Origin of the sequence: Pseudomonas sp. B19125 (assembly GCF_044218855.1) — a bacterium.
Taxonomy (GTDB): Bacteria; Pseudomonadota; Gammaproteobacteria; order Pseudomonadales; family Pseudomonadaceae; genus Aquipseudomonas; species Aquipseudomonas edaphica.
In genome coordinates, this window is record NZ_CP162589.1 from 3,623,927 (window position 1) to 3,648,299 (window position 24,373).

At 59.4% G+C, this 24,373-nt stretch carries 18 protein-coding genes and 1 pseudogene; 13 read left to right on the plus strand and 6 right to left on the minus strand.

The features are described 5' to 3' along the window. Positions 1-39: 39 nt before the first annotated feature. Positions 40-1,278, minus strand: a complete 1,239-nt coding sequence (locus tag AB4P96_RS16500; RefSeq protein WP_099549900.1) for an MFS transporter — start codon at positions 1,276-1,278, stop codon at positions 40-42. 154 nt (positions 1,279-1,432) lie between these two features. Here AB4P96_RS16500 and AB4P96_RS16505 point away from each other — a divergent pair, with 154 nt between their 5' ends. Beyond that, positions 1,433-2,245 carry a bifunctional 2-polyprenyl-6-hydroxyphenol methylase/3-demethylubiquinol 3-O-methyltransferase UbiG gene (locus tag AB4P96_RS16505; RefSeq protein WP_017138811.1) on the plus strand — a complete coding sequence of 271 codons (813 nt, stop codon included), beginning with the start codon at positions 1,433-1,435 and terminating at the stop codon, positions 2,243-2,245. Between the two features lie 141 nt (positions 2,246-2,386). On the opposite strand, the gene AB4P96_RS16510 is transcribed toward AB4P96_RS16505, so the two are convergent. Further along, entirely contained in the window at positions 2,387-2,773 is a 387-nt protein-coding gene (locus AB4P96_RS16510; RefSeq protein WP_395599797.1) for a TIGR03067 domain-containing protein, read from the minus strand. A gap of 367 nt (positions 2,774-3,140) precedes the next feature. On the opposite strand from AB4P96_RS16510, the gene lpxO reads away from it, so the two are divergent. The 6 genes from lpxO to AB4P96_RS16540 all read left to right on the plus strand — a co-directional run bounded on the left by lpxO (position 3,141) and on the right by AB4P96_RS16540 (position 9,642). Beyond that, on the plus strand, positions 3,141-4,040 hold the full coding sequence (lpxO, locus tag AB4P96_RS16515; protein ID WP_395599798.1) for a lipid A hydroxylase LpxO: 900 nt from the start codon (positions 3,141-3,143) through the stop codon (positions 4,038-4,040). A 323-nt stretch (positions 4,041-4,363) separates the two neighbouring features. Beyond that, positions 4,364-6,358 carry an aminotransferase class I/II-fold pyridoxal phosphate-dependent enzyme gene (locus tag AB4P96_RS16520; RefSeq protein ID WP_395599799.1) on the plus strand — a complete coding sequence of 665 codons (1,995 nt, stop codon included), beginning with the start codon at positions 4,364-4,366 and terminating at the stop codon, positions 6,356-6,358. 24 nt (positions 6,359-6,382) lie between these two features. Beyond that, positions 6,383-7,237, plus strand: coding sequence for a transporter substrate-binding domain-containing protein (locus AB4P96_RS16525; RefSeq protein WP_026013821.1), 855 nt, complete (start codon positions 6,383-6,385; stop codon positions 7,235-7,237). Then, positions 7,237-7,941 (plus strand): ABC transporter permease, encoded by a 705-nt coding sequence (locus AB4P96_RS16530; protein ID WP_099549733.1) that lies wholly within the window; start codon positions 7,237-7,239, stop codon positions 7,939-7,941. The genes AB4P96_RS16525 and AB4P96_RS16530 overlap by 1 nt, the downstream gene beginning before the upstream one ends. A 7-nt stretch (positions 7,942-7,948) precedes the next feature. Beyond that, the gene (locus tag AB4P96_RS16535; protein ID WP_017138806.1) at positions 7,949-8,647 is read left to right on the plus strand and encodes an ABC transporter permease; all 699 of its coding nucleotides are present in this window, start codon (positions 7,949-7,951) and stop codon (positions 8,645-8,647) included. After that, a complete protein-coding gene (locus AB4P96_RS16540) occupies positions 8,644-9,642 on the plus strand; it encodes a DMT family transporter (RefSeq protein ID WP_099549734.1) in 999 nt (332 codons plus the stop codon). Before AB4P96_RS16535 ends, AB4P96_RS16540 begins: the two co-directional genes overlap by 4 nt. On the opposite strand, the pseudogene AB4P96_RS16545 reads toward AB4P96_RS16540, so the two are convergent. Next, positions 9,598-10,143, minus strand: a pseudogene (locus AB4P96_RS16545) (TetR/AcrR family transcriptional regulator); the annotation flags it as partial. The gene AB4P96_RS16540 and the pseudogene AB4P96_RS16545 sit on opposite strands and share 45 nt — an antisense overlap. Before the next feature lie 84 nt (positions 10,144-10,227). Here AB4P96_RS16545 and AB4P96_RS16550 point away from each other — a divergent pair. After that, complete coding sequence (locus AB4P96_RS16550; protein WP_099549736.1) at positions 10,228-11,226, plus strand: succinylglutamate desuccinylase/aspartoacylase family protein; 999 nt, start codon at positions 10,228-10,230, stop codon at positions 11,224-11,226. A 216-nt stretch (positions 11,227-11,442) separates the two neighbouring features. Continuing rightward, positions 11,443-12,111 carry a DUF3313 domain-containing protein gene (locus tag AB4P96_RS16555; protein ID WP_395599800.1) on the plus strand — a complete coding sequence of 223 codons (669 nt, stop codon included), beginning with the start codon at positions 11,443-11,445 and terminating at the stop codon, positions 12,109-12,111. A gap of 97 nt (positions 12,112-12,208) precedes the next feature. Here the strand turns inward: AB4P96_RS16555 and AB4P96_RS16560 are convergent, their stop codons facing one another. The 3 genes from AB4P96_RS16560 to AB4P96_RS16570 all read right to left on the minus strand — a co-directional run bounded on the left by AB4P96_RS16560 (position 12,209) and on the right by AB4P96_RS16570 (position 17,987). After that, positions 12,209-13,609: a DUF1254 domain-containing protein gene (locus AB4P96_RS16560; RefSeq protein WP_017138799.1), complete on the minus strand. Its 1,401-nt coding sequence runs from the start codon at positions 13,607-13,609 to the stop codon at positions 12,209-12,211. Positions 13,610-13,893: 284 nt separating this feature from the next. Further along, positions 13,894-14,259, minus strand: a complete 366-nt coding sequence (locus AB4P96_RS16565) for a response regulator (RefSeq protein WP_017138798.1) — start codon at positions 14,257-14,259, stop codon at positions 13,894-13,896. 212 nt (positions 14,260-14,471) lie between these two features. Next, positions 14,472-17,987, minus strand: a complete 3,516-nt coding sequence (locus AB4P96_RS16570; protein WP_395599801.1) for a hypothetical protein — start codon at positions 17,985-17,987, stop codon at positions 14,472-14,474. Positions 17,988-18,252: 265 nt separating this feature from the next. Here AB4P96_RS16570 and AB4P96_RS16575 point away from each other — a divergent pair, with 265 nt between their 5' ends. The 4 genes from AB4P96_RS16575 to AB4P96_RS16590 are packed head-to-tail and all read left to right on the plus strand — an operon-like array spanning position 18,253 to position 24,364. Next, positions 18,253-21,750: a response regulator gene (locus AB4P96_RS16575; RefSeq protein WP_170037428.1), complete on the plus strand. Its 3,498-nt coding sequence runs from the start codon at positions 18,253-18,255 to the stop codon at positions 21,748-21,750. Next, on the plus strand, positions 21,751-22,581 hold the full coding sequence (locus tag AB4P96_RS16580) for a protein-glutamate O-methyltransferase CheR (protein WP_017138795.1): 831 nt from the start codon (positions 21,751-21,753) through the stop codon (positions 22,579-22,581). Continuing rightward, a complete protein-coding gene (locus AB4P96_RS16585) occupies positions 22,578-23,177 on the plus strand; it encodes a chemotaxis protein CheB (protein ID WP_017138794.1) in 600 nt (199 codons plus the stop codon). Before AB4P96_RS16580 ends, AB4P96_RS16585 begins: the two co-directional genes overlap by 4 nt. Continuing rightward, a complete protein-coding gene (locus tag AB4P96_RS16590) occupies positions 23,171-24,364 on the plus strand; it encodes a hybrid sensor histidine kinase/response regulator (protein ID WP_017138793.1) in 1,194 nt (397 codons plus the stop codon). Before AB4P96_RS16585 ends, AB4P96_RS16590 begins: the two co-directional genes overlap by 7 nt. Positions 24,365-24,373 lie beyond the last annotated feature (9 nt).

The following is a 24,373-nucleotide window of genomic DNA, read 5'->3' on the forward strand; positions in this document are numbered from 1 at the left end:
TGGCTGTGTGTTGGAATTTGGCGCGCATTGTCGCATATGTCAGGCGACAGTTGTATGGCAGGCGAACGATGGTTTCTCCAAGGTCTCCGGCATCGCCAGCCATAACAGCGCCAAGGCCACGGCCGCCACGCCTGCCAGGGTCAGGAATGCCGCGTTGTAGCCGGCCTGTTGCACCACGAAACCGGCCAGGCTGCTACTCAACGCCGCACCCAGGCCAAACACCGTGGACAGCGCGCCGAGGCTAACATTAAAGCGCCCGGTGCCCTGGGTAAGGTCCTTGACGATCACCGGGAACAGCGCGCCAAAGATCCCCGCGCCGATGCCGTCGAGCATCTGTACCGCCACCAGCCAGTAAGGATCACTGGACAAGGTGTAGAGCACGCCGCGCAGTGGCAGGATCAGGAAACCTGCGAGCAGCAGCGGTTTGCGACCCCACACATCGGCCTTGAACCCCACCAGCCAGGCCATCGGCACCATCACCAACTGCGCGGCGACGATGCACGCCGAGGTCAGCGGCGTAGCCATTTGCAAGTTGATCTGCGCAAGCTTCTGGCTGACCAACGGCAGCATCGCCGCATTGGCCAGGTGGAAGAGGGCGCAGCAGATGGCGAATACCAGCAGCGGCCGGTTGGCCAGCAGGACTTTCACACCGGACGGTTGTTCGTGATCGCTGTGGTGGGCCGGGTCAAAGCCCCTGGCGACTTCATGGTCAATCGCCTTGGCCGACACACAACTCACGGCCACGATACTGGCCAGCGCCATAAAGGCCATCAAGTAAAACACCACCACCGGGCCGTACAGGTACGCCAGGCCGCCGGCCAGCAGCGCTGCCACAGCATTGCCGGCGTGGTTGAAGGTTTCGTTGCGCCCCGTTCGGCGGGTGAAGGCGCGTGGCCCGGTAATTCCGAGGGAAATGGCCGATATGGCCGGTGCAAACACCGAGGCGGCCACGGCACTGGCGGCCTGGGTCAAGGCCACCCAACTGAAGGCGCTGACAAATGGCAGCATCAGGCAACTGATGGTCACCAGGATGGCAGCCGCCGCAATCACCGCGCGCTTGCTGCGTGTGCGGTCGATCAGCGCGCCCGCCGGGCCTTGGGTGACCAGTGCGGCGATGCCCGCCAGGGTCATGACCACGCCGATGCTGGCCGGGTCCCATTTGTGCACGGCCAGCAGGTAAATCGCCAGGTAAGGCCCGAGGCCGTCGCGCACATCGGCCAGGAAAAAATTGAGGCTGTCCAGGGACAAGGTATTACGCAAGTCAGAGTGATTGGCCACGGCGTTGTCTTCGCAAAGGGTGTTCAGGGGCTGGACACTCATTGGGCTAGTGACCCGTGGGCCTGAACAGAAGTTTCGCTGCCGCTGAGGGTTTCATCTGGCGGGCGTTTGGATTATTTTCCGTAGCCCGCTGAAATGACTCCCTGGAGACGCAATGGACATGCCCTCAGCCCAACAGGCAATCGCCGATAATAAGGCCGCCTGGGACGCCTCTGCCGCGCTGCACAAAGATACTGCGACCTGGAACACCTTGCTGCAATCAGTCGTTGAGCCGGCTTTTTCCTGCCTCGACCCCACCATCACCGCGTTGTTGCAAACCGTCGGCGTTGCCGGCAAGTCGGTGGTGCAAGTCGGCTGTAACAACGGGCGTGAAAGCCTGTCGCTGTTTGGCCTGGGCGCGCGCGAGGTGGTGGGTGTCGATCAATCGACAGCCTTTCTGGCGCAAGCTCGGGAGTTGGCTGATATTTCCCCGCATAACCCGCAATTCATCGAAGCCGATATCCATCACCTGCCTGAGCGTTTGCTTGGCCGGTTCGATATTGCCTTGGTGACGATTGGCGTACTCGGCTGGATGCCGGATGTGGCGCTGTTCATGCAGCACGTGGCCAGTACCCTCAAGCCCGGCGGCACCCTGGTGATCTACGAGACTCACCCTTTCCTGGAAGTCTTCGACCCTCAGGCCAGCAACCCGTTTTTGCCCGACAGCTCGTATTTTCAACGCGATCCGTTCGTGTTGCAGGCGTCAATTGTGTATGAAGGGCTGACAGAGGTGCCTGGGCCGACGTCCTACTGGTATGTGCATACCCTGGGCAGCGTCGTCACCGCGGCGATTGCGGCGCACTTGCAGATCGAGCATCTGCAGGAGTATCCGCACTCCAACCGCGAGGAGCTGTATGACCAGTACGAGCACCAGTCGGCCCAATTGCCGTTGTGTTTCACCCTGACGGCCATCAAGCGCGCCGTTTGAGCGGGTTTTTCGCGCTCAAAAAAAGGCCCGCGAGAGAAGAGGCGGGCCAAGTGATTCACTGGAGTAGGTGGCCTTACGCTAAAGGCCAGGAAGTAAACACCGTGTGAAAAGCATGTCGGCGTTTCGGATGGCATGCGGTTTTCAGGTGCGGCGCACGAAGGTGCGCATGGTTTGCCCTGGCCCGGTGCTGAAGACCGTTGGGCGGGGCATGCCTTCATCCGCTGCGATAAACACAAAATTATCGCCCTCGAGGCGATAACTGGCGGGTAACGCTTTGCCGGCGTCATCGCCCATGGAATCTACCCAGGTAATACGTTTGGGCGTGGTGCTGCTGTCCAGGGAAAACCGGCCAGCCAGCAATACGTTGCCAGCGACGGTTCGGACTTCGAACTGATCACCCTCAATCGTGGTAATGGCGCCTGGCGCGCTGTGTGCGTCCGCAGGGTTGAGTACGCCGCTGTCTTCCAGGGAAGTCTGCTCCCAGGCGCCCTGAAGCGCGGTGAAGTCCGGGTCTGGTTGAAGTTTCATGCAAGTTCCTTTTGCTGGAGATTGATTGATTGGCGCGATGGTAACTGAAAGGGGATTGAACCTGGTTGGATGCCGAGTTTTTTGTGGGTTGCCAGCGCAACCGCCTGCGCTGTAAATAGCCTCACTCTGGGCTTGCATCCAGGCAGGCGCACGTGAGTCCTACGCGTTGCGTAGACAGCTTTTCACAATTCTTAGTTAACCTTTGGTTACAAACTGTGGCTAAATAAAGGTCTAAGGCGTGGTTTAGGAAGTGACTCGTCCGGCCAGCCGCCACTATGTAATCGTGATTTCAGGTGCTGCTTATTTATCCTCGGCCGTTGTGGGCATGCAGGAGCAGCCTGTTCTCTTCTAACTTGTGACGAATCCCTTGAAACTCATCATTGTTGTTCTCTACGTTGCCTCCATTGCGTATGTTCACCTGCGTGGCAGAGTGCGACACAAGCTGGGTCGCCAGCTTAGCGATCACTCGACGTTCCTTGCGCCGATCAACTGTTTCCTCTACTTGTTTTCCAAGCAGCCAAGCCGTCCGTTTCTGTCGCCCAGCGACTTTCCGGACCTGAGCCCGCTGCAGGAGCACTGGGAGGAAATCCGCCAGGAAGGTCAGAACCTGATGCGCGCGGGCGAGATCAAGCGCTCGGACCAATACAATGACGTGGGTTTCAACTCGTTTTTCAAGTCGGGCTGGAAGCGCTTTTACCTTAAGTGGTACGGCGACAGTCACCCGTCGGCGATGAAGCTGTGCCCGCGTACCACTGAGCTGGTGCAAGGCATTGGCTCGATCAAGGCGGCGATGTTTGCCGAGCTGCCGCCGGGCTCCAAGCTGGTGCGCCACCGTGACCCGTATGCAGGCTCTTATCGTTACCACCTGGGCTTGGACACGCCGAACGATCCGGGTTGCTACATCAATGTGGATGGCGAGAGTTACTACTGGCGGGACGGTGAGCCGGTGATGTTTGACGAGACTTACATTCACTACGCGGAAAACACTACGCAGCAGAACCGCATCATTCTGTTCTGTGACATTGAGCGCCCGATGAAGTACCGCTGGGCGGCGGCGTTTAACCGTTGGTTCAGTCGTAATGTAATGGCGGCTGCGGGTTCGCCTAATGATGAGGGTGACAAGACCGGTGGTTTGAACCGCGCGTTTACGCGGTTGTACAAGATTCGTTTGCGTGGCAAGGAACTGAAAAAGCGTAATCGTGCGCGGTATTACCTGGAAAAATGGGCGATTTTCGCTGGGTTGGCGCTAATTTTTATCCTGATCTGATCTGATCTGCCTGCTGCTCCAAGTGTGGGAGCTGGCTCGACAAGCCAGCCCCCACATTTGATCGCGTGCAGCTCTGCTGTTGCCAAGGTGAACCGCCGTCAGGGCGCAACCCTTAGCCGCCGTTACCCCAATAACGGGTATGCACTCATCCGCCACACTCAAACTCCCCCCGCAAATGTTATTCACGACCTGTTCACTCGATAAACGACACCCCCTCAAACATACCCATTGAACGACTGTTCAGTTTGCACTATGTTGACCGCATCCACCCGTTTGCACACAACCGGGTTCGCGCTTTTTCTTCTTGAACGAGAGGCTCTGGCATGCGGTTTTCCCCCTTCGTCGAACGAATTGCAGGGCAGGGCGTCGCCGCCTGGGACATCCACCACGCCGCGTTCCAGGCTGCCAGCCAGGGCGAAGACATCATCATCCTCAGCGTCGGCGACCCCGATTTCGCCACGCCGGCCTTCATCACCGAAGCCGCAGTCAGCGCATTGCACAGCGGTGACACGCACTACACCGAAATCCCCGGCCGCGCCGCCCTGCGCGAGGCTGTGGCGGCGCGCTACAGCAAGACCCTGGCACGCTCACTAAACGCCGACAACGTGATCATCGTGCCCGGCGCACAGAACGCGTTGTTCATCAGTTCCCTGTGCCTGCTGCAAGCCGGTGATGAAGTGCTGGTGCTCGACCCGATGTACGTCACCTACGAAGCCACGCTCAAAGCCAGTGGCGCCACCCTGGTGCGCGTACCGTGCTCGCCGGAGTCCGGGTTTCGCCTGGATGCACAACGCCTGGCTGCCGCCATCACCCCGCGCAGCCGTGCCATCTTCTTCTCCAACCCCAATAACCCCACCGGCGTGGTGCTCAACCGGCAGGAACTGCAAGCGATAGCCGACCTGGCCACCGCCCACGACCTGTGGGTGGTGGTGGATGAGGTCTACGAAAGCTTGGTGTTTGACGGCCAATACCACAGCCTCGCCGCGTTACCCGGCATGGCCGAGCGCTGCATCGTGATTGGCAGCCTGTCCAAATCCCACGCCATGACCGGCTGGCGAACCGGCTGGTTGATCGCCTCGCCGGAAATGATCGCCCACGCCGAAACCCTGGTGCTGAGCATGCTCTACGGCCTGCCGGGTTTTGTGATGGAAGCCGCCACAGCAGCCGTGCTGGCCCATGATGACGTGACGGTGGGCATGCGCGACATCTACCGGCGCCGCCGTGACTTGGTCGTGGCCGGCCTGAGTGCGTGCCCGGGCATCAAGGTACAGGCGCCGCAAGCCGGGATGTTTGTGCTGGTAGACGTGCGTGGCACGGGCCTGGGGTCGTTGGATTTTGCCTGGCGCCTGTTCCGCGAGGCGGGTGTTTCGGTGCTGGATGCCGCGGCGTTTGGCGAGCCGGCGCAAGGGTTTGTGCGGCTGTCGTTCACCTTGGGCGAAGCACGCCTGGCCGAAGCCTGCCAGCGTATCGCCAGGTTCGTCGCCAAGCTTGCGGGCGAGCCGCGTGTGGCGCCGACGCCTGAGATCGACGTGCTGCCGCCTGTCGAAGCGCGCAAGATGATTGAGGTGATCGACCTGCACAAGCGCTTCGGCAATATCGAAGTGCTCAAAGGCATCTCGCTCACGGCCAACGAAGGTGAGGTGATTTCGCTGATCGGCGCCAGCGGCTCAGGCAAAAGCACCTTGCTGCGCTGCATCAACATGCTTGAAGTGCCCGACCAGGGCAGCATCCATGTCGACGGTGAAAGCATCAAGCTCAACTACGGCATGCCCGGCGCGCCGCTGGTGGCCGATGCCAAGCAATTGGTACGCATCCGCTCGACCCTGGGCATGGTGTTCCAGAACTTCAACCTGTGGCCGCACCGCACCGTCCTCGAAAACCTTATCGAAGCGCCCACCCAGGTGCTGCGCGAAAGCCGTGCCGAGGCCATCGAGCGCGCCGAAGCCTTGCTCGACCGCGTTGGCCTGGCCGCCAAACGCAATGAATTCCCGGCGTTCCTGTCCGGCGGCCAACAGCAGCGTGTGGCGATTGCCCGCGCGTTGGCCATGCGTCCCAAAGTCATGCTGTTCGACGAACCCACCTCAGCCCTCGACCCCGAACTGGTGGGCGAAGTGCTGCGTGTGATCCGCTCCCTGGCCGAAGAAGGCCGCACCATGATCCTGGTCACCCATGAAATGGCCTTCGCCCGGGATGTGTCCTCCAAAGTGGCTTTTCTGCACCAAGGCTTGATCGAAGAAACCGGCACGCCGGACGCGGTGTTCCTCGACCCACGCAGTGAGCGTTGCCGACAGTTCGTCAACGCGCATCAAACTCGCTAACTCCAGAAAAAGACGGGGCAAATCATGAAATGCAAACGCATGGCAACGTGGTTGGGCAGTGCAGTGTTGATGTTGACCGCAGGTTTTACCCTGGCGGCAGAAAAACCCATCGTGTTCGCGGTGGCGGCCGAACCCTATCCGCCGTTCACCGTAAAAGGCGGTAACGGCCAGTGGTCGGGCTTTGAAGTGGACCTGATCCACAAGCTGTGTGAAGGCATGAAAGCCGAATGTCAGATCAAGGAAGTGGCGTGGGACGGCATCATTCCGTCGTTGCTGGCGAAGAAAATCGACGTGATTTTCTCCTCGATGTCGGTCACCGATGAACGTGAAAAACAAATCGCCTTCAGCCGCGCCTATTACGATTCACTGCTGGGCGTGGCAGGCCCCAAAGGCGCTACGGTGGACATCACCCCCGAAGGCCTCAAGGGCAAGTTGATCGGCGTGCAGATCTCCACGGTCAGCGCCAACTACCTGAAGAAGTACTACGAGAACATTGCTGACCTCAAGTACTACGACACCCAGGAATCGGCGAATGCCGACCTGATCGCCGGGCGTATCGACTACATGATGGCCGACGACACCGCCATCGCCATGATGGTCAAGACCCCGGAGGCCAGCGGCCTGGCGCATATCGCCAGCGTGCCCTACGACCCGATCATCGGGCGTGGCGTCGGCGCTGGTTTGCGCAAGGAAGACACCGCGCTCAAGGCACGCCTGGACAAAGCCATCGGCGAACTGCTGGTGAGCAAGGACTATGACGACTTGTCCCAGCACTATTTCGGCCTGTCGGTCAGCCCGTGCAAGCGCGGTGACACGCCGGCCTTTGTGAGCAAGACCTGTGACAGCCCCTATCAGCAAATCGCCCAGAAGACCGAATAATGCTCGATCTCCTCAGCTTTGGTGACCAAGGATGGGGCAACGCACTGCTCAAAGGGTTATGGATGACCCTGCAAATCTCCGTTGGCGCGTTTGCCGTGGGCTTGCTGATCGGCCTGGTGGTGGCCTGCGCCAAGCTCAGTGCGCCGCGCCCGATTGCGCTGTTGATGCGCGGGTACACCACGGTGTTTCGCGCGGTGCCGGAACTGCTGCTGATCCTGCTGCTGTATTACGCAGGCTCCATGGGCCTCAACGCGTTGATGCTGTGGCTGGGTTTTGCCCAGGTCAACATCAGCGGGCCGTTGGTGGCGATCCTGGTATTGGGGCTGGTACAGGGCGCCTATGCGTCAGAGATTTTCCGCGCGGCAATCCTGGCGATTCCCCACGGCCAGATCGAAGCGGCGCGGGCCTTCGGCTTGAGCGGCTTTGGCCTGTTTCGCCGGGTGACCTTGCCGATCATGGCGCCGTATGCGCTGGCGGGGATGTCCAACCTGTGGATCAACTTGATCAAGGACAGTGCCTTGATCAGCGTGGTCGGTACCAATGAGCTGCTGTACACCGCCAAGCAGGCGGCGGGTTCCACCCGTCATTACTTGCTGTTCTACCTCACGGCCGCCGCCTTGTATTACCTGGTGACGCTGGCTTCCAACTACCTGTCCGGACGCCTGGAACGACGTATTCGTCGCTGGATGCCGGTTGTCGAGTGAGGCGCGCATGCCTGAGTGGATAAGTTACTACGCCGGGCTGATCGCCAAGGGCTTGCAGACCACCTTGTCATTGCTGTTGATCAGCGCCGTGCTCGGTTTTGCCCTCGCGGTGCTGGTGGCTCTGGCGCGGTTATCACGGCGCAAATGGCTGGCGCGCGGTGCGCTGGCCTACACCAGTGTGCTGCGCGGTACGCCGCTGCTGATCCAGATCTACATTTTCTACTACGGCCTGGGCAGCCTGTTTGCCCAGTTCCCGATGATCCGCGGCAGTTTTTTGTGGCCGTTCCTGCGTGACGGCTACTGGTACATCGTGTTCGCCCTGGTGTTGTCGGTGGGCGCCTACGTCGGTGAAGTGATTCGCGGTGGCCTGCTGGCGGTGCCCAAGGGCGAGATGGAAGCCGCTTCGGCATTTGGTATGACCCCGCGCCAGGCCCTGCTGCGGGTGCGCTTGCCACGGGCAATGCGCCTGCTGTTGCCGACCTTGGCCGGTGAGACGGTGATGCTGCTCAAATCCACCGCGCTGGCATCGACCATTGCCGTGGTCGACCTGCTGGGCGCGGCTAACGTCGTACGTGCGCAGACCTTGCAGATCTATCAACCCTTATTGTTGGTGGCCGGTGTTTACCTGTGCCTGACCTTCCTCATCGAGGGCGTCTACGCCATCGCCGAACGGCGCGGCACGCCGCTGCGCAGGTCGGCGGGATGAAACAGGACGGCGCGCTGCAAGGGATAGCCCTGTGCTCATTGGCCTACGCGTTTCTGGCGTTGCAGGACGCGGTGATCAAATGGCTGGTGGCCGATTATTCGGTGTTCAGCATTCTGTTCTGGCGCAGCCTGGTGGTGGTCGGTGCGTGCGTGATCGCCGGGCGCATGGGCTTGTTGCGTCGGGCGTGGAGCTCGGTGAGCCGCAAGCTGCTGATCATTCGTGGGCTGCTCTCGCTGCTGGCGTGGTTGCTGTATTACACCGCCGCCAAGGACCTGACCCTGGCGGAAATGACCACCTTGTATTTCTCCGCGCCGGTCATGGTCACGCTGCTGGCTGCGCTGATCCTCAAGGAGCGCGCCAGCCGTGGGCAATGGGTGGCGCTGATCATCGGGTTTGTGGGTGTGGTGATCGCCTGTCGCCCCAGCAACATGCTCGATCCAGTGCCTATCGCGCTGACCCTGGCGGCCGCGTTGTGCTGGGCGTTCACCTATATCCAGCTGCGCCAGGTCGACCCGGCAACCTCGGTGCTGGAGCAGATGCTGATCACCAATGTGGTGTTCGTGGTTTGTATGGCGCTGACCTTGCCCTGGACCCACACGCCAGCGCCGACCCCGGCCTGGTTGGGGATGCTGGCCGCAGGTCTGGTCGGCGGCATAGGTCAGTTCCTGTTGTTTGCGAGTTTCCGCCGGGCCACGGCGACCTTGCTGGCGCCGTTCGAATACACCGGGTTGATCTGGGCGTTTTTGCTTTCGAGCCTGATCTGGGGCACGTCAATGGATGTGTCGCTGATCATCGGCGCCGTGTTGATCGCGGTCAGCGGCACCCTGGCCATGCTCAGCGCCCGCCACTCGGAATCACAAGATGTGGTCGGCGCCGAATGCTCCGTAACGCAACCCCTGTACCCAGCAACGACAGATGTGCAGCCCGTTGGCGGGGCTGAAAGTACCGGGGTTCAGACACCCCTCGAGCCAGAGCCCGTCGAGCATCGCCGATAGGCCAATGGCGGCCAGGTGGCTGTCGTGGATCAGCAGGTTTTCGCTGCGGGCCAGGTCGTCCAGCAGCTGTTGGATCAGCGCCAGGTAGGCGCGGTAGCTGTTTTCGTGGGACTGGTTTACGTGGGGCGAGTGGCGGATCAGGCTCCAGAACACCACCCACACGCCGAGCAGGTCGGGGTCCATCACCCGTGGCGAAAACGACGCGCTAAGAAACGCGTCCAGGCGCGCAGCGGCGCCTTCGGCCAGCTCGACTTGCGCCCATAACGCGCTGGTCAGCTCATTGGCGAGCTTGTGGTAAGTCTCGGCGATCAATGCGTCGATGCTGCCGAAATGGTGGTTGAGCAAACCCACCGAAACGCCGGCTTCGGCGGCAATGCGGCGCACGGAAATCCCGGCGTGGCCGTCACGGGCCAGGCAGGTAAGGGTCGCGGCAACCAATAAGTCGCGGCGTTCATCGGGGTCGGCGCGGCGCAGTTTGGGAGGGTCGATGGTCACGGGCATGCCTTTGATAAAAGACCAGGGTGCTCAGGTTAATTGAACGTGTGTTCAATCTCTAGCGATTAAATGATCAGAGGAGGGCAAGGCATGGCAAAAGACCTTTCGTGGCAGGTGCCAGGCGATGCCGGCAACACACTGCACATCGGCGCCTGGCGCTTTGAAGGCGACGGCAGTGGCCCCAAGGTGCACCTGCAAGCGGGTGTACACGCCGATGAAATCGCCGGAATGCTGGTGCTGCACCAACTGCTGCCGCGCTTGCAGGCGTGTCAGGCCCAGGGCCGCCTGCGCGGCAGTGTGACCGTGGTGCCCCAGGCCAACCCCTTTGGCATTGGCCAGTTTCGCCAGGGCAAATTGCTCGGGCGTTTCCATGAGGCCACCGGGCAAAACTTCAACCGTGCGTTCGATCATTCCCTGGCCATGGAGCGCCCGGCGAGCAATCTGGCGCATTGGCAAAAAAGTTTAGTGCAGTTGGCGTCCGACGCCGACCTGGTGCTGGACCTGCATACCGACGATGAGGCCTTGCCGTACCTTTACGTTCATCGCAGTTTCTGGCCTGAACAAGGCCTGGCATTGGCGGCCGCGTTGCAGGTCGAGGTGGTGATTGTCTGGGATGAAGGCGGTGACGGCTCTTTTGAAGAAACCATCATCAACCATGGCGCGCCGCGCTTGGCCGCGACTGTCGAATTGCGCGGGCAGGCCGATGTCAGCGATGCGCTCGCGCAACAAGACGCCGACGGGCTGTGGGCGTGGCTGTGCATCAATGGCGTGATTGATGAAGTCGCCACGATCAGCGAATGGCAGGGCGAAGTGGTGGACATGGGCTGCATGGAAACCGTCCTCGCGCCCTGTGCCGGCGTGCTGGTGTTTGAAAAAAGCCTGGGTGACCTGGTTGAAGAGGGCGAGCGTTTCGCGCGCATTATAGGCTGCCCTGGCGACCCGTCTTCGGAAGTGTTTTTGCAGGCAGCGCAAACCGGCCGCATGGTGACACGCCACCGTGAGCGCCGGGTGGCCCAGGGGGCGGTGGTGGCCAAATTCACCGGCACACGGTTGTCGGACAGCTACAGCGGCGGTGTGCTGGACCCTTAGATCTCCAGACCTACACATAACCCTTGTGGGCGCGGGCTTGCTCGCGAAAGCGGAGTATCTAGAGAAGGACGTGTAGACTGACCCACCGCATTCGCGAGCAAACCCGCTCCCACAATTTACCTTCGTAATCGGCAACCAGGTCGCCTTCGATCAATGGATAAGTGGGCTATACCTACAGTTCAGGACCATCGACGATGACTGCCAGGGAGTTCAATGATGAAATCAAGGCTAATGATCAGCACGCTGTGCGTTGCAATTGCAATGGTCGGCTGTGCCAGCAAGGTAACGCAACCGGACGAATATTCAGGCTTTCTCTCGGACTACAGCCACCTCAAAGAGGCGAAGTCGCCTTCAGGGGCCGAGGTGATGCGCTGGGTTGATCCCGAGCTGAGTCTGAATAACTTCACGGCGGTGTTCATCGAACCGACGCAGTTTTACCCCAAGCCCCAAGCTACTGCGAAAATTCCCGACAGCACCCTCAACGGCATCAACACCTATTACAACCAGGCGCTCAAGCGTGAGCTGGCCAAATCGCTGCCGCTGGCCAACGCGCCAGGCCCAGGTGTGATCGTGGTGCGCGCGGCCATTACCGCCGTCAGCAGCAAGACCGAAAGTCTCAAGCCCTACGAGTATGTCCCTGTGGCGCTGGTGGCTGCTGCAGTGAGCACCGGCACCGGCATTCGTGACCAGGAAACCACCCTGGGCACTGAAGCGCAGTTCCTCGACGGTGGCAGCGGCAAAGTAATTGCCCAGGTGGTGCGCAAAGGCACCGGCAAGCCGTTGTCCAACGACTCGCAGGTGATGAAGGCCGATGACGTAAAAAGCGTGATTGACGGCTGGGCGTCGGACTTGCATCAGTCCTTTGTGAAGCTCAAAAAGCCCTGACTACTAACTGTGGCAAGGGCGCAAGCACCCTTGTTGGCCTGATGTCTTCAGGCGCGTGCCCGCCCTTGCGCACGGGCACGCTGCTTTCACCCGAGCATTATTTAAGCGGTGTCAGTGGCGGCAGCTTCCATTGGCCATTCCCCACCTCAGGCTTGGGCAGGTAAATCCGCAGTACGGCGTAAAACGGACCGGGCGGGGCCGGCAACCAGTTGCTCTGTTCGGCCTTTGGCGGCTCGTGATGCTGTAAGGCCAAGGTCAGGCCACCGTCGGCGTCCAGTTTGAGGTTGGGCAGCATCGCTGAGTTGATCAGGTAGCGCTTCTTGAGGTTGGGCGCCAGCAGCTTGGTTTTGGCGTCGTACATGGTCAGCGACCAGAACGCTTCGGCCGGTGGCAGTTGGTCCTTGGCAAAGTGCACGGTGTAGCTGTGGCGTGCGCCGTTGACCGGTTTGCCTTCGCTGTCGACGAAGTAGCTCATGTAGATGGCTTCGTCGGTGGAGTTGCCGAAAATCCCCATGTTTGCGCCGGCATAGCGGTACAGGTAGTTGTTTTTCAGGCGGTCACGGCTGCCGAACAGGTCGCTGCTGGTGACTTGGTGAGTGTCGATTTTGTCTTTCTTGAACGCGGCGAACTCAGCGCGGCCATCGGCAATCCCATCTTCCAGGGCTTTGCGCTGTTCAGCGGTCAGGTCTTTGACCTTGAAGGGCGCGCCGGGGGCGATGCCGATCCTGGCAAAGCGCGTCATCAGGTCTTTCTCGCTGTCCTGAGGCGCGGCAAAGGCCAGCATGAAGTTGAGGTAACGAAACAGCTGCGGGCCTTCGGTCATGGTTGCCATGGGTTTGGGCCATTCGATCTTCGCTACTTTGGCCGGCGCAGGCTGTTTCACGTAGGCACTCAGCGGCTGCACTTTGTAGCCATTCTGGATCTGCTTGACCTTGTTCAAGTCCTTTTCATCAAACAGCTGCGTGCGGTACAGCGCATAGGCAATGTTGCTTTCGCTGTAGATCACGCGATCGACGTCGACAGGTTGCTGACCTTTCCAGTCCGGCCCGGCGATCATGTAGTGGCCACCATTGTTGCCGGTGCTGCGGGTGCCCAGGTAGGCGATGTTCTGGGTGTATAGATCGATCAACTGCACCGAGTAGTAACGGTTGTCTTCAATCTTGGGCAGCGTCAGCACCAACGGCTCTTTGCGCAGGTCCATCCACACGAAAGAGTAGGGTGTGTCCGAGTTCGGGGTGACGAATGCGGTGTCCCTGGGTGTGAACACCTGGGCGGTGTTGCCGATATGATTGAACGGTGCCTTGTAGTTGGCACCGCCTTTATCAACGGCCTGGGTGTAGAGCGTCTTGTACATCTCCACTACCGGGTAGCCATACAGGTAGGCTTCCTTGGCAATGGCCCGGGCTTCAGTCGGGGTCGCCGTGAAATCGGCCCAGGCGCCGGTGCTCATGAGTATCGAGAGGCTCGCCAACAGCAGGCGCGTCGGTTTTCCAATCATGTTGTTGCGTCCTTCCTGAGTGCTTTTTAGAGGGCGTGGGATCAAAGCCCAGAGTTTCCTGTTTTATTGGCCGAACGTCACGTTAATCCCTGCAAACAACGTGAACTGAGTGACTCCGTCGGCCTTGCGTGCCGCTGTCCATGGCGGTTCGACAAAAGCGCCAAGGATATGACTGCCGGCTTTCCAGGCCGTGCCCGTGCCCAGTCGATGGGAATGTAGTGGATGTGGGGGTGTTCACGGTTTTGAGTGCCGCAGTTGTGGGCATTGCCTGTGAGGCAGTGCCCTCAAGCGGCAGGCAACATCGATTTGACCTTGTCACGCAGTTGATCAATGGAGAACGGCTTGGCAATTACCTGCATACCTGCGGGTACGTCGATGTTTTCGGCATAGCCGCTGGCGAACAGGATCGGCAGGCTAGGGCGAAGCACGCGTACTTGGGTGGCCAGATCCTTGCCGCTCATGCCTGGCAGGCCCATATCGGTCATCATCAGGTCGATATGCTGATCGGCATCTTCAGCCATCTTGAGGGCCTGTTCGGCATCGGCAGCCTCAAACACCGAGAACTCCAACTCTTCGAGTACATCGACGATCAGCATGCGCACGATGGCGTCGTCTTCGACTACAAGGATGGTGGAGGGGGCAGCGCACATAGGGGGAATTCCTGAAAAATGGAAGGGCAGGTGTCTGTCGGTTGTAAGACCGTTCTCTACTGAGTCACGGCCATCTCGGCAAGTTCCATTGGTGGGGCATTGTGAAGGGAAAGGGGGCAAATGTCGCGTGGCATGCAGGCGGTGTGCTGAGCGGGCAATGCGTCAATGACACGCTACAAGCGGGCCATTGACACCAGGGGGTCAAGCGAAAGTCAAAGTGTGGTGTTAAACAGGGCATACGGTTTGTTGTAGGGCACCGTCATAACAAAGTCTCCATCACTGAATTCGCTGATGTGGTACTCCGGCACACCTTTGGTCACCGCCACGGGATCAAGGGTGCCCGCCGTCTTCCCGCTGTTCAAGGAGACTTCCAAGCCTTTTCGCATTGAGGCTTCATTTGGAAAAGTTGCAAGACCGAAGTTTGGATTAAAGAAAAACCATTCCTTCTGGTTGTTTTTATCGAGCGTGACGCCCGCCAGAAGCCCATGGTTCTGGGTGCTGATCTTCAGGAGCGTGGGAGGGCTTGCGGTACTTAAACGCGCAGCAACGTCGGTATACGGCACTTGGCTGACGCGTTGAATACCGTGAAACTGTTCGCGGAGCACCTGATGCATTTCGTTCAGCTCTTTGCGAAAGGCCTGAACCTTGGTGTCGTTAGCATTCCTGGCGGCTTTGAAAAAGTTATTGATGAAGGCGTCCCTGCGGTTGTTAAGAATGGCCAGCGCCATCGTATTCACCAGGGCTGCACACTCACCATTGGACGCCAGGTCAGTTTGGCTGAGATAGAAGTTCTGCGGCATGATGTAGGCCTTGCCACCTTCGGCCAGTACTTCCGCTTCAAACGTCTTGAAGCTCTCAAGACTCTGGATCGCCATGCGCTTTTCTATCTCTTTGGCCAATGTGCCGATGGCTTCGGGATTCCCGGCCTTGCTGACGGCCAAGCTTTTTATCTGCGAGACCCTCATGCTTGAGTGATAGCCCGGGATATCGTCGACAACCCCGGAAAGACCTCGAGCGTAAGCAACTGGGTTGCTTTGTTGCGCTGCCTGTAAGGCTTGCCTGAACTGATCTCCGGTTGCATTTGGTACGGGAGCGACATAAGTGGCCAGCCAATCTATGAAGTTGTTGTTTATTTCACCATTGGCCGCGACGGTTACAGGTTTGAAATCGGTGAGCCCGGTACCATACGGTTGTTGCGTGCCAGGGTTATAGCTATACCACTTGCCCTTTTGAAACACCGCCGCCTCTTCAACAGCCCGCCCTGCACGTTTGAAGGTCCCCGTCGCCACTATGCCGTGGGTATTACTGGCTGCCTTGAGCGCGCTGATAGCATCGGCACCTTTGGACAACAGGTAATTGCCGCCTTTACCCAATAGCTTGAGGCCTCCAACCGCCAAATCACCCAAACCACTCACGGGGTTGAGCAGGCCGAGCGTGGAGGCGCCGATAATCTGGACGGCCTTTAACCCCTTGGCGCCCGTGGAAAGAGCCGAGCCGCCTATCTTGATCAATTTTCCTGCGGTGGCGGCACCGGCACTCAGGAACCCGAAGATATCCAGTGTCAGGTCGAATATTCCATCGCCATAGTTGCCGTTCTGAAAGTTGATGACGGCTGATCTGAAAGGAATCAGATTTAACAGGAAATTACTCAGTGGTTTTGGCCCGCCCTGCAATGTATCCAGGGTAGTCTGGCCGCGCGCCAGTTCTTTTATCGCGGGGTCGTCGAGTTCAAGGTGTTCGGCAAATACTGTGCCTATGCGATGGGAGCGCTCGCTATTGAAGCTATCCAAGGGGCCGTCCTTTACCGGTTGCTCCGTGCTCAGACGACTGTCTGCCCCCTCGAGCTTGACCTGATTGACGGTAAATACCCTGTTGGCAATCATTGGCTTGGGTTGCGTGATCCTGGACAGCGGCACCTCTTCAATCGTGCCGCGGTTCAGGTCGATTTCGTAGGTAGTTATCTGCCCCTCCAGCTCAACCTTGACCAACAGTTCCGGTTGATTTTTATCTGGCGTGCTGCCCCAGAAGCCGGTCGACAGCCTGGATGTGCGCTCATAAAAAAACTCGAGCTTCCCGAAATCGAATTTTTCTCGGTCTTCTAAGAGAAGTTGGGAGATCATGTGCTGAACGGTCGTAGCGACCGCGTCCTTTTTATCAGCGATTGCGCGTGCAAATTGCTGATCGAACGCCTCCTGGACGCCAAACCTTGGGTTACTGTTCAAGGCTTCCAATGGGATACGCGGGTCAGTTGACATAAAGGGGCGCGGATTCGGCATGTCCATCATGGCGATGTCCAATAGCGAATGCATGCCGCCCAGCCCGACTTGACCGGGCTCCCCGCGATATTGGTCTGTACCGAGCACCTTCAAGTCGAAAAGCGCTCCGAGGTCGCCAAATCGCTCGATGAGCTTGGTCCGCGCAATACCTTCTCGCGTGGGTAGTGCTTTGTCCAATGTCTGGCTGGCAACCAACCGCTTGCTGACTTGTCTGTTGAATTCATCCTTGAGGGTATTGAGTCGTTCGGGGCTATAGCTGTCCTCTGCATTTGCAACGAATACACCGTTGGCGACTCCCCAATCCACCAGTGCGCGGGTCTGAGCGTGCGCATTCGCAGCCGATGGTGCACATTTTTGTGCATCGCACATGACCTCGGCAAAGGTCATATTGGCGACGGTACCTGGCCGCTCGGCTTCGATAGCCGCGGCCGCAACCGTCAGGTTGAACCACGCCACGCTGCCGATTTTTACACTGTCGGGAATATCTTTAATCAGAAACTGCGGCGCTACCCTGGACAGCAACAGATGGGTAGCGAGTTTGACCGTGCTGGAATTGGCGCGGCCATTTTTCTCAAGATGACGGCTCAAACACGCGGTAACCTCTGAGGGTCGCTGCCCCCAGTGATCAGGGGCATGCAAAGGCCATTCGGCGATTTTGTTGCGCTCAGGTGCCCTGAGTGAATCCGGGTCGAGCCCCAGGTGAATCGCCGCTAATACGTAGTCGTAGAGGCTGTTGTCCGTGGCCGCGCCCTGCAGGTGGGCCTGCAAAGCCAGGCCGAGTGCTCGGGCCTTAGGCGAGTCGAGCAGCTTTTGTATCGTCACGGTCGGGTCTTGCAAGTCGCTTTGGCTCACCGAACTGCCGCTCAGCAGATAGGTCAGTACGCCATTGCCATGGGGTGGCAACGGCAAACCTGGCAAACCTGTTGTGTCGGATTTGAGGAAGGCGCGAATGCTGTGCTGGTCCGCCTTCGCCATGGGCATTGGCCAGGTGAGAGCGCCACCGAAATCACCCAGGGGATGCTGTAAGGCCTTTTGCTCCAGTTTCTGCGCGAGTGCCGCCATCTCATCGACCGTGCGCGGCAGTTCAAAACCCAAGTGCGTGATCACTGTCGCCAGGGTTTGCGCTGCCGGCTGCACGTGGGCGTACGCCGAGTCTTTATGGGGCGTCAGACGACTATTGTTCAACCCGAATGAGACATTGTCCGGGGTAACGGGCTTGCCATACGTCCGGGTATCAATGCCGCGCAGTTGCTCGGCCAGGTTGCGCAGGTTCTGCTGGTCTGCCAGTTGTGTGCGCAAGGTGGCGGGGGCAGGTGTTTGAACCGCGTGTGGGGAATCTGAGGCGGTCGTAGTGAACGTGTGTGAAGCGTCTTGCGCAACCGGCGCGGGAGCTTCGACGACAAAGGCGCTGGGGTTGTCTGCCAGTGTGCGGGTAGGGGCGGTTATGCTCATTGGGGGTACCTTGGGGGGCAAAAAAGACGCCTTCCAAAAGATCTTCCGTGTTCGTGAGGCGCTGTCCTGAGTGCCGCAACCCTTCACCTACGTTCCGCCGCATCTGTATGCACGTATGTAAGGGGTCTGATGAAACCGGCCCGAATTGGCGTGTAACTCACTCGCAGCCTGTAGGCCAGCGCTTCAAAACAACGCACAAACATAGCCTTGCCCCCTGATATTCGGGCAAACTCCCCCTTTTTCTGCACTTGGCCAAGGCATGCCCATGACTCCCGCGTCGTCCGTCGATGAAAAGAGCTTCCGTACCCTGTTGAGCCGAAACGTCGCGTTACCCTTGGGCGTCGGCGTGCTCAGCGCGGTGTTTTTCGTCTGCCTGATCACTTATTTGCTGTCGGTTATCCAGTGGGTGGAGCACACCGACCGGGTTATCAATAACCTCAATGAGTCATCCAAACTGACGGTGGACCTGGAAACCGGCCTGCGTGGCTTTCTGATCACTGGCGACGAGCATTTCCTCGACCCTTACGAAGTGGCCAAGCCCCGCATCATTGGTGACCTGCGCAACCTGCAGGAGCTGGTGGCGGACAACCCACAGCAGGTCGACCGCCTCAAGCGTCTGGAGTCGATGCAATACGAGTGGAACAAGTACGCCCAATCGATGATCGACTTGCAGCGCAGCAGTGGCGATTACCGCGGGGCGGTGCAGGCCGGCCGCGGCAAGAGCCTGACCGACGCGATTCGCAACGAATACACGGATGCGGTGGCGATGGAGCAAGCGTTCCGTGTCACGCGCAATGCCGATGTCACCCGCACCACGATCATCAGCGTGACCTTGTACCTGGCCTTCGTGCTTGGACTGAGCGGTTTTCTGGCCTACATCGGTAGAAAGAATTTAATTGCATTGTCAGAGAGTTACAGCGCAAACCTCGCGTCACAACAGAAGATCGCCCGGCGCCTGGAGCAACAGGCCTGGCTGCGTAACGGCCAGACCGAACTGGCCGAACAGGTGCTCGGCCAACTGACGCTGAACATGCTTGGGCGCAATATCCTGCAGTTTTTCGCCCAATACATGGGCTCGGCGGTAGCGGCGCTGTATGTGCGCGAAGAGCACGGCGGCCTCAAGCGCGTGGCCACCTATGGGTTTTCCCGCGAGCAGGAGCAAAAAGAGCAGGCGATCTATAGCGACGAGGGCATCGTCGGGCAGGCCGCCCAGCTTGATCGCCTGATTCGCCTGGATGATGTGCCGGTGGATTACTTCAAGGTCAGTTCCGGCCTGGGCGAAGGTTCGACCCGCAGCGTACTGGTGGTACCGACCAGCGACGATGATCGCGTCAACGGCGTGATCGAACTCGGCTTCCTGCGCCCGTTGGATGATCGTGACGTCGAGCTGCTGGAGCTGATTGCCGGCAATATCGGCACCTCCATCGAAGCGGCGCGCTATCGCCAACGCCTGCAGGAAGTGCTCGCCGAAACCCAGCAGCTCAACGAAGAGCTGCAAGTGCAGCAGGAAGAACTCAAAACCGCCAACGAAGAGCTCGAAGAACAGTCACGTATCCTCAAGGAGTCCCAGGCCCATCTGGAAACCCAGCAGGCTGAGCTTGAGCAGACCAACGAGCAACTGGCCGAACAGACCCAGACCCTGGCCGAACAGCGCGACGCCATGGATCGCAAGAACGTCGAGTTGAACAAGGCTCAACTGGAACTGGAAGACCGTGCCGACGAGCTGCAGCGCTCCAGCAAGTACAAGTCCGAATTCCTCGCCAACATGTCCCACGAGCTGCGCACGCCGCTCAACAGCTCGTTGATTCTGGCCAAATTGCTCGCCGAGAACCCGCAGGAAAACCTCAGCACCGAGCAGGTCAAGTTTGCCGAGTCGATCTATTCGGCGGGCAACGACCTGTTGAACCTGATCAACGATATTCTGGATATTTCCAAGGTCGAAGCCGGCAAGCTGGAAATGCGCCCGGAAAACTCCAGCGTGGCGCGCCTGGTCGATGGCCTGCGCGGGATGTTCGAGCCGCTGGCGGCTGACCGCAAGCTGGGCTTCCAGGTGGACATTCAAGCGGATGCGCCGCCGATGCTGTTCACCGACCGCCAGCGCCTGGAGCAGATCCTCAAGAACCTGCTGTCCAACGCGGTCAAGTTTACCGAGCAGGGTGATGTCAGCCTGTCGGTATCCCGTGCACTAGGGGAGGGCGTAGCCTTTACCGTGCGCGACTCGGGCATTGGCATCGCGCCAGACCAGCAGGAAAGTATCTTCGAAGCCTTCCGCCAGGCCGATGGCACCACCAACCGCCGTTACGGCGGCACCGGGCTGGGCCTGTCGATCTCCCGTGATCTGGCGACCTTGCTCGGCGGCTATATCAGCGTGACCAGCGAACCGGGCAAGGGCAGCGTATTCACCCTGGTACTGCCGGAGCAATATGTAGAGCGCGAGGAAGGTGCCGCGCCGATCGAGCCGCCGCGCCAAGTGGTGGCGGCACCTGCACCCAAGCCCATCGCGATCTCGCCGCTGCCGGTGGCCGATGCCAAGCAGATTCCGCGCTTTGCCGACGACCGCGACAAGGCACCGTTCGCTACCCGCTGCATCCTGGTGGTGGAAGATGAACCCAATTTCGCCCGCATCCTTTACGACCTGGCCCACGAACTGGGCTACAACTGCCTGGTCGCCCACGGCGCAGACGAAGGCTACAGTCTGGCCGAGGAGTACATCCCGGACGCGATTCTGCTGGACATGCGCCTGCCCGACCATTCCGGGCTGACCGTGTTGCAACGCCTCAAGGAGCACGCCAATACCCGCCACATTCCCGTGCATGTGATCTCCGTTGAAGACCGCGTCGAAGCCGCCATGCACATGGGCGCCATCGGTTATGCGGTGAAGCCGACCACCCGCGAAGAGCTCAAGGACGTGTTTGCGCGCCTGGAAGCCAAGCTGACCCAGAAGGTCAAGCGCGTGTTGCTGGTGGAGGACGATGACCTGCAGCGCGACAGCATTGCCCGCCTGATCGGCGACGATGACATCGAAATCACCGACGTCGGCTACGCGCAGGCCGCCTTGGACCTGCTGCGCACTAACGTCTACGACTGTATGATCATCGACCTCAAGCTGCCGGACATGCTCGGCAATGAGCTGCTCAAGCGCATGGCCACCGAGGATATCTGCTCGTTCCCGCCGGTGATCGTGTACACCGGGCGTAACCTGACCCGCGACGAAGAAGCCGAGCTGCGCAAGTATTCGCGCTCGATCATCATCAAAGGCGCGCGCTCACCTGAACGCTTGCTGGACGAAGTGACACTGTTTCTGCACAAAGTCGAATCCCAGCTGTCCCATGACCGCCAGAAGATGCTCAAGACCGCCCGCAGCCGCGACAAGGTCTTCGAGGGGCGCAAGATCCTGCTGGTCGACGACGATGTGCGCAACATCTTCGCCCTGACCAGTGCCCTGGAGCACAAAGGCGCGGTGGTGGTGATCGGGCGTAACGGTCATGAAGCCATCGACAAACTCAATGAAGTCGAGGATATCGACCTGGTGCTGATGGACGTAATGATGCCGGAGATGGACGGTTACGAGGCGACTGCCTTGATCCGCCAGGACCCACGCTGGAAGAAACTGCCGATTATTGCAGTGACGGCCAAAGCCATGAAGGACGATCAGGAACGCTGCCTCGCGGCGGGCTCCAACGATTACCTGGCCAAGCCGATCGACCTGGACCGGCTGTTCTCGCTGATTCGCGTATGGCTGCCAAAGATGGAACGCATTTAAGTGGAGCAAGTTTTCTTGGAAAAAAGCAGCGACATTGAGCTGCGCCTGCTGATTGAGGCGATTTACCTCAAGTACAGCTACGACTTTCGCGACTATTCCGGCGCGTCCGTCAAGCGCCGCGTGGCCCACGCACTGCGCCAGTTCGATTGCGCGACCATTTCTGCGCTGCAGGAGCGGGTGCTGCATGATCCGACGGCGTTCATGCAGTTGCTGCAGTTTCTGACGATCCCGGTGAGCGAGATGTTTCGCGACCCGTCGCACTTTCTGGCGATTCGCCGGGAAGTGGTGCCGCTGCTCAAGACCTACCCGTCGATCAAAATCTGGATCGCCGGGTGCAGCACGGGCGAGGAGGTGTACTCCATGGCGATCCTGCTGCGCGAAGAGGGTTTGCTGGAGCGCACCATCATTTACGCCACGGACATCAACCCGGCGTCCCTGGACAAAGCCAAGCAAGGGATTTTCTCCCTGGAGAACGTGCGTGCGTACACTGCCAATTATCAGCAGGCGGGCGGCCAACGTTCATTTGCCGACTACTACACAGCGGCTTACGATTACGCGATCTTCGACAAGACGCTGCGCGAGAACGTGACCTTTGCCGATCACAGCCTGGCAACCGATAGCGTCTTCTCAGAAACTCAGTTAATTTCATGCCGTAACGTATTGATTTATTTCAATAAGAAGTTACAGGATCGAGCGTTTGGGTTGTTTCATGAATCGCTGTGCCATCGCGGCTTCCTGGTGCTGGGCAGTAAGGAAACCCTGGATTTCTCCGCCTACAGCAAGCAATTCGAACCCTTGGTCAAACAGGAACGGATCTACCGAAAATCATGAGCGAGGCCGCAACTAACCCGCCACGCGGGATTGAAGCCATCGTCGTCGGCGCCTCCGCCGGCGGTGTTGAGGCGTTGCTGACGATTTTTGGTACGTTGCCCGACACCTTCAGTTTGCCGATTATTGCCGTGTTGCACCTGCCGGATGAGCGCCGCAGCCAGCTGGCCGAAGTCTTTGCGCGGCGCCTGAGCATTCCGGTGCAAGAAGCACGCGACAAGGAAACGATTACGCCAGGCACCCTGTATTTCGCCGGCCCCGGCTATCACCTGTCGGTAGAAAGCGACCGTAGCCTGTCGATGAGCCAGGAAGACCGCGTGCACCATTCGCGGCCGGCCATCGATTACCTGTTCGCCTCGGCTGCCGACACCTACGGCAACAGCCTGCTGGCGATTCTGCTGACCGGCGCCAACCAGGATGGCGCGCGTGGCCTTGCCCACGTCAAAGACTCGGGTGGCACCACCATCGTCCAAGAGCCCACAGAAGCACGTATCGCCGTGATGCCCTTGGCGGCGCTGGCCTTGCACACACCTGATCATATTCTCACCTTGAGCCGGATTGGCTCACTGCTGGCTTCCCTGGAATCTTCCCCATGTTAAGTACTGTCCAGGCCAAACTGCTGATCGTCGACGATCTGCCGGAAAACCTGCTGGCCCTTGAGGCGCTGATCAAGCGCGAAGATCGGCAGGTTTTCAAGGCCTTGAGCGCTGACGAGGCCTTGTCACTGTTGCTGGAGCATGAGTTCGCCATGGCGATTCTCGATGTGCAGATGCCCGGCATGAACGGTTTCGAGCTGGCCGAACTGATGCGCGGCACCGAAAAGACCAAGAACATCCCGATCGTGTTCGTCAGCGCCGCCGGCCGCGAACTCAATTATGCCTTCAAAGGCTATGAAAGCGGTGCGGTGGATTTTTTGCACAAGCCGCTGGATATCCATGCGGTGAAGAGCAAGGTCAATGTGTTCGTCGACCTGTACCGCCAGAGCAAGGCCATGAAACAGCAGGTCGAAGCCCTGGAGCGCAGCCGCCGCGAGCAGGAGCTGCTGCTGACGCGCCTGCAGGCCACCCAGGCGGAGCTTGAACAGGCTGTGCGCATGCGTGACGACTTCATGTCGATCGTCGCTCACGAAGTGCGCACACCGCTTAACGGGCTGATTCTGGAAACGCAGCTGCGCAAGATGCACCTGGCTCGGGATAACGCCGCCGCGTTTACCCTGGACAAGATGCACGCCATGGTTGACCGCGACGAGCGTCAGATCCAGAGCCTTATCCGTCTGATCGAGGACATGCTCGACGTGTCGCGCATCCGCACCGGCAAATTGTCGATTCGTCCGGCGCGCTTCGACCTGGCGCAACTGGTGCGCAACCTGGTGAAAAACTTCGCCCCGCAAGTGGCATCCGCCGGTTCTTCGATGCACCTGGTTGCCGATGAACCTGTGGAGGGCAATTGGGATGAGTTCCGTATTGAGCAAGTGGTCACCAACCTGCTCACCAACGCTTTGCGTTACGGTGCCAAAAGCCCAGTGGATGTGCGTGTGTACACCGAGCACGGTGAGGCGCGCGTCGAGGTGCGTGACCGTGGCATCGGCATCAGCGCAGACAACCAGAAGCGCATTTTCCAGCAATTCGAACGCGTTTCGGCCAGCCATGTAGCGGCAGGCCTGGGCTTGGGGCTGTTTATTTCCGAGCAGATCGTGACGGCCCATGGCGGCACCATCGAGGTGGAAAGCCAGATAGGCGAGGGCGCGTTGTTCAGGGTGTGCCTGCCACTTGGCGAGCCGCAATGAAATCAATCG

Bases quoted from the DNA above. Each gene is read 5' to 3' on its own strand.
- AB4P96_RS16505 (WP_017138811.1), top strand. From the start codon at position 1,433: ATGGACATGCCCTCAGCCCAACAGGCAATCGCCGATAATAAGGCCGCC.
- AB4P96_RS16510 (WP_395599797.1), bottom strand. From the start codon at position 2,773: ATGAAACTTCAACCAGACCCGGACTTCACCGCGCTTCAGGGCGCCTGG.
- AB4P96_RS16520 (WP_395599799.1), top strand. From the start codon at position 4,364: ATGCGGTTTTCCCCCTTCGTCGAACGAATTGCAGGGCAGGGCGTCGCC.
- AB4P96_RS16525 (WP_026013821.1), top strand. From the start codon at position 6,383: ATGAAATGCAAACGCATGGCAACGTGGTTGGGCAGTGCAGTGTTGATG.
- AB4P96_RS16530 (WP_099549733.1), top strand. From the start codon at position 7,237: ATGCTCGATCTCCTCAGCTTTGGTGACCAAGGATGGGGCAACGCACTG.
- AB4P96_RS16535 (WP_017138806.1), top strand. From the start codon at position 7,949: ATGCCTGAGTGGATAAGTTACTACGCCGGGCTGATCGCCAAGGGCTTG.
- AB4P96_RS16540 (WP_099549734.1), top strand. From the start codon at position 8,644: ATGAAACAGGACGGCGCGCTGCAAGGGATAGCCCTGTGCTCATTGGCC.
- AB4P96_RS16550 (WP_099549736.1), top strand. From the start codon at position 10,228: ATGGCAAAAGACCTTTCGTGGCAGGTGCCAGGCGATGCCGGCAACACA.
- AB4P96_RS16555 (WP_395599800.1), top strand. From the start codon at position 11,443: ATGAAATCAAGGCTAATGATCAGCACGCTGTGCGTTGCAATTGCAATG.
- AB4P96_RS16560 (WP_017138799.1), bottom strand. From the start codon at position 13,609: ATGATTGGAAAACCGACGCGCCTGCTGTTGGCGAGCCTCTCGATACTC.
- AB4P96_RS16565 (WP_017138798.1), bottom strand. From the start codon at position 14,259: ATGTGCGCTGCCCCCTCCACCATCCTTGTAGTCGAAGACGACGCCATC.
- AB4P96_RS16570 (WP_395599801.1), bottom strand. From the start codon at position 17,987: ATGAGCATAACCGCCCCTACCCGCACACTGGCAGACAACCCCAGCGCC.
- AB4P96_RS16575 (WP_170037428.1), top strand. From the start codon at position 18,253: ATGACTCCCGCGTCGTCCGTCGATGAAAAGAGCTTCCGTACCCTGTTG.
- AB4P96_RS16585 (WP_017138794.1), top strand. From the start codon at position 22,578: ATGAGCGAGGCCGCAACTAACCCGCCACGCGGGATTGAAGCCATCGTC.
- AB4P96_RS16590 (WP_017138793.1), top strand. From the start codon at position 23,171: ATGTTAAGTACTGTCCAGGCCAAACTGCTGATCGTCGACGATCTGCCG.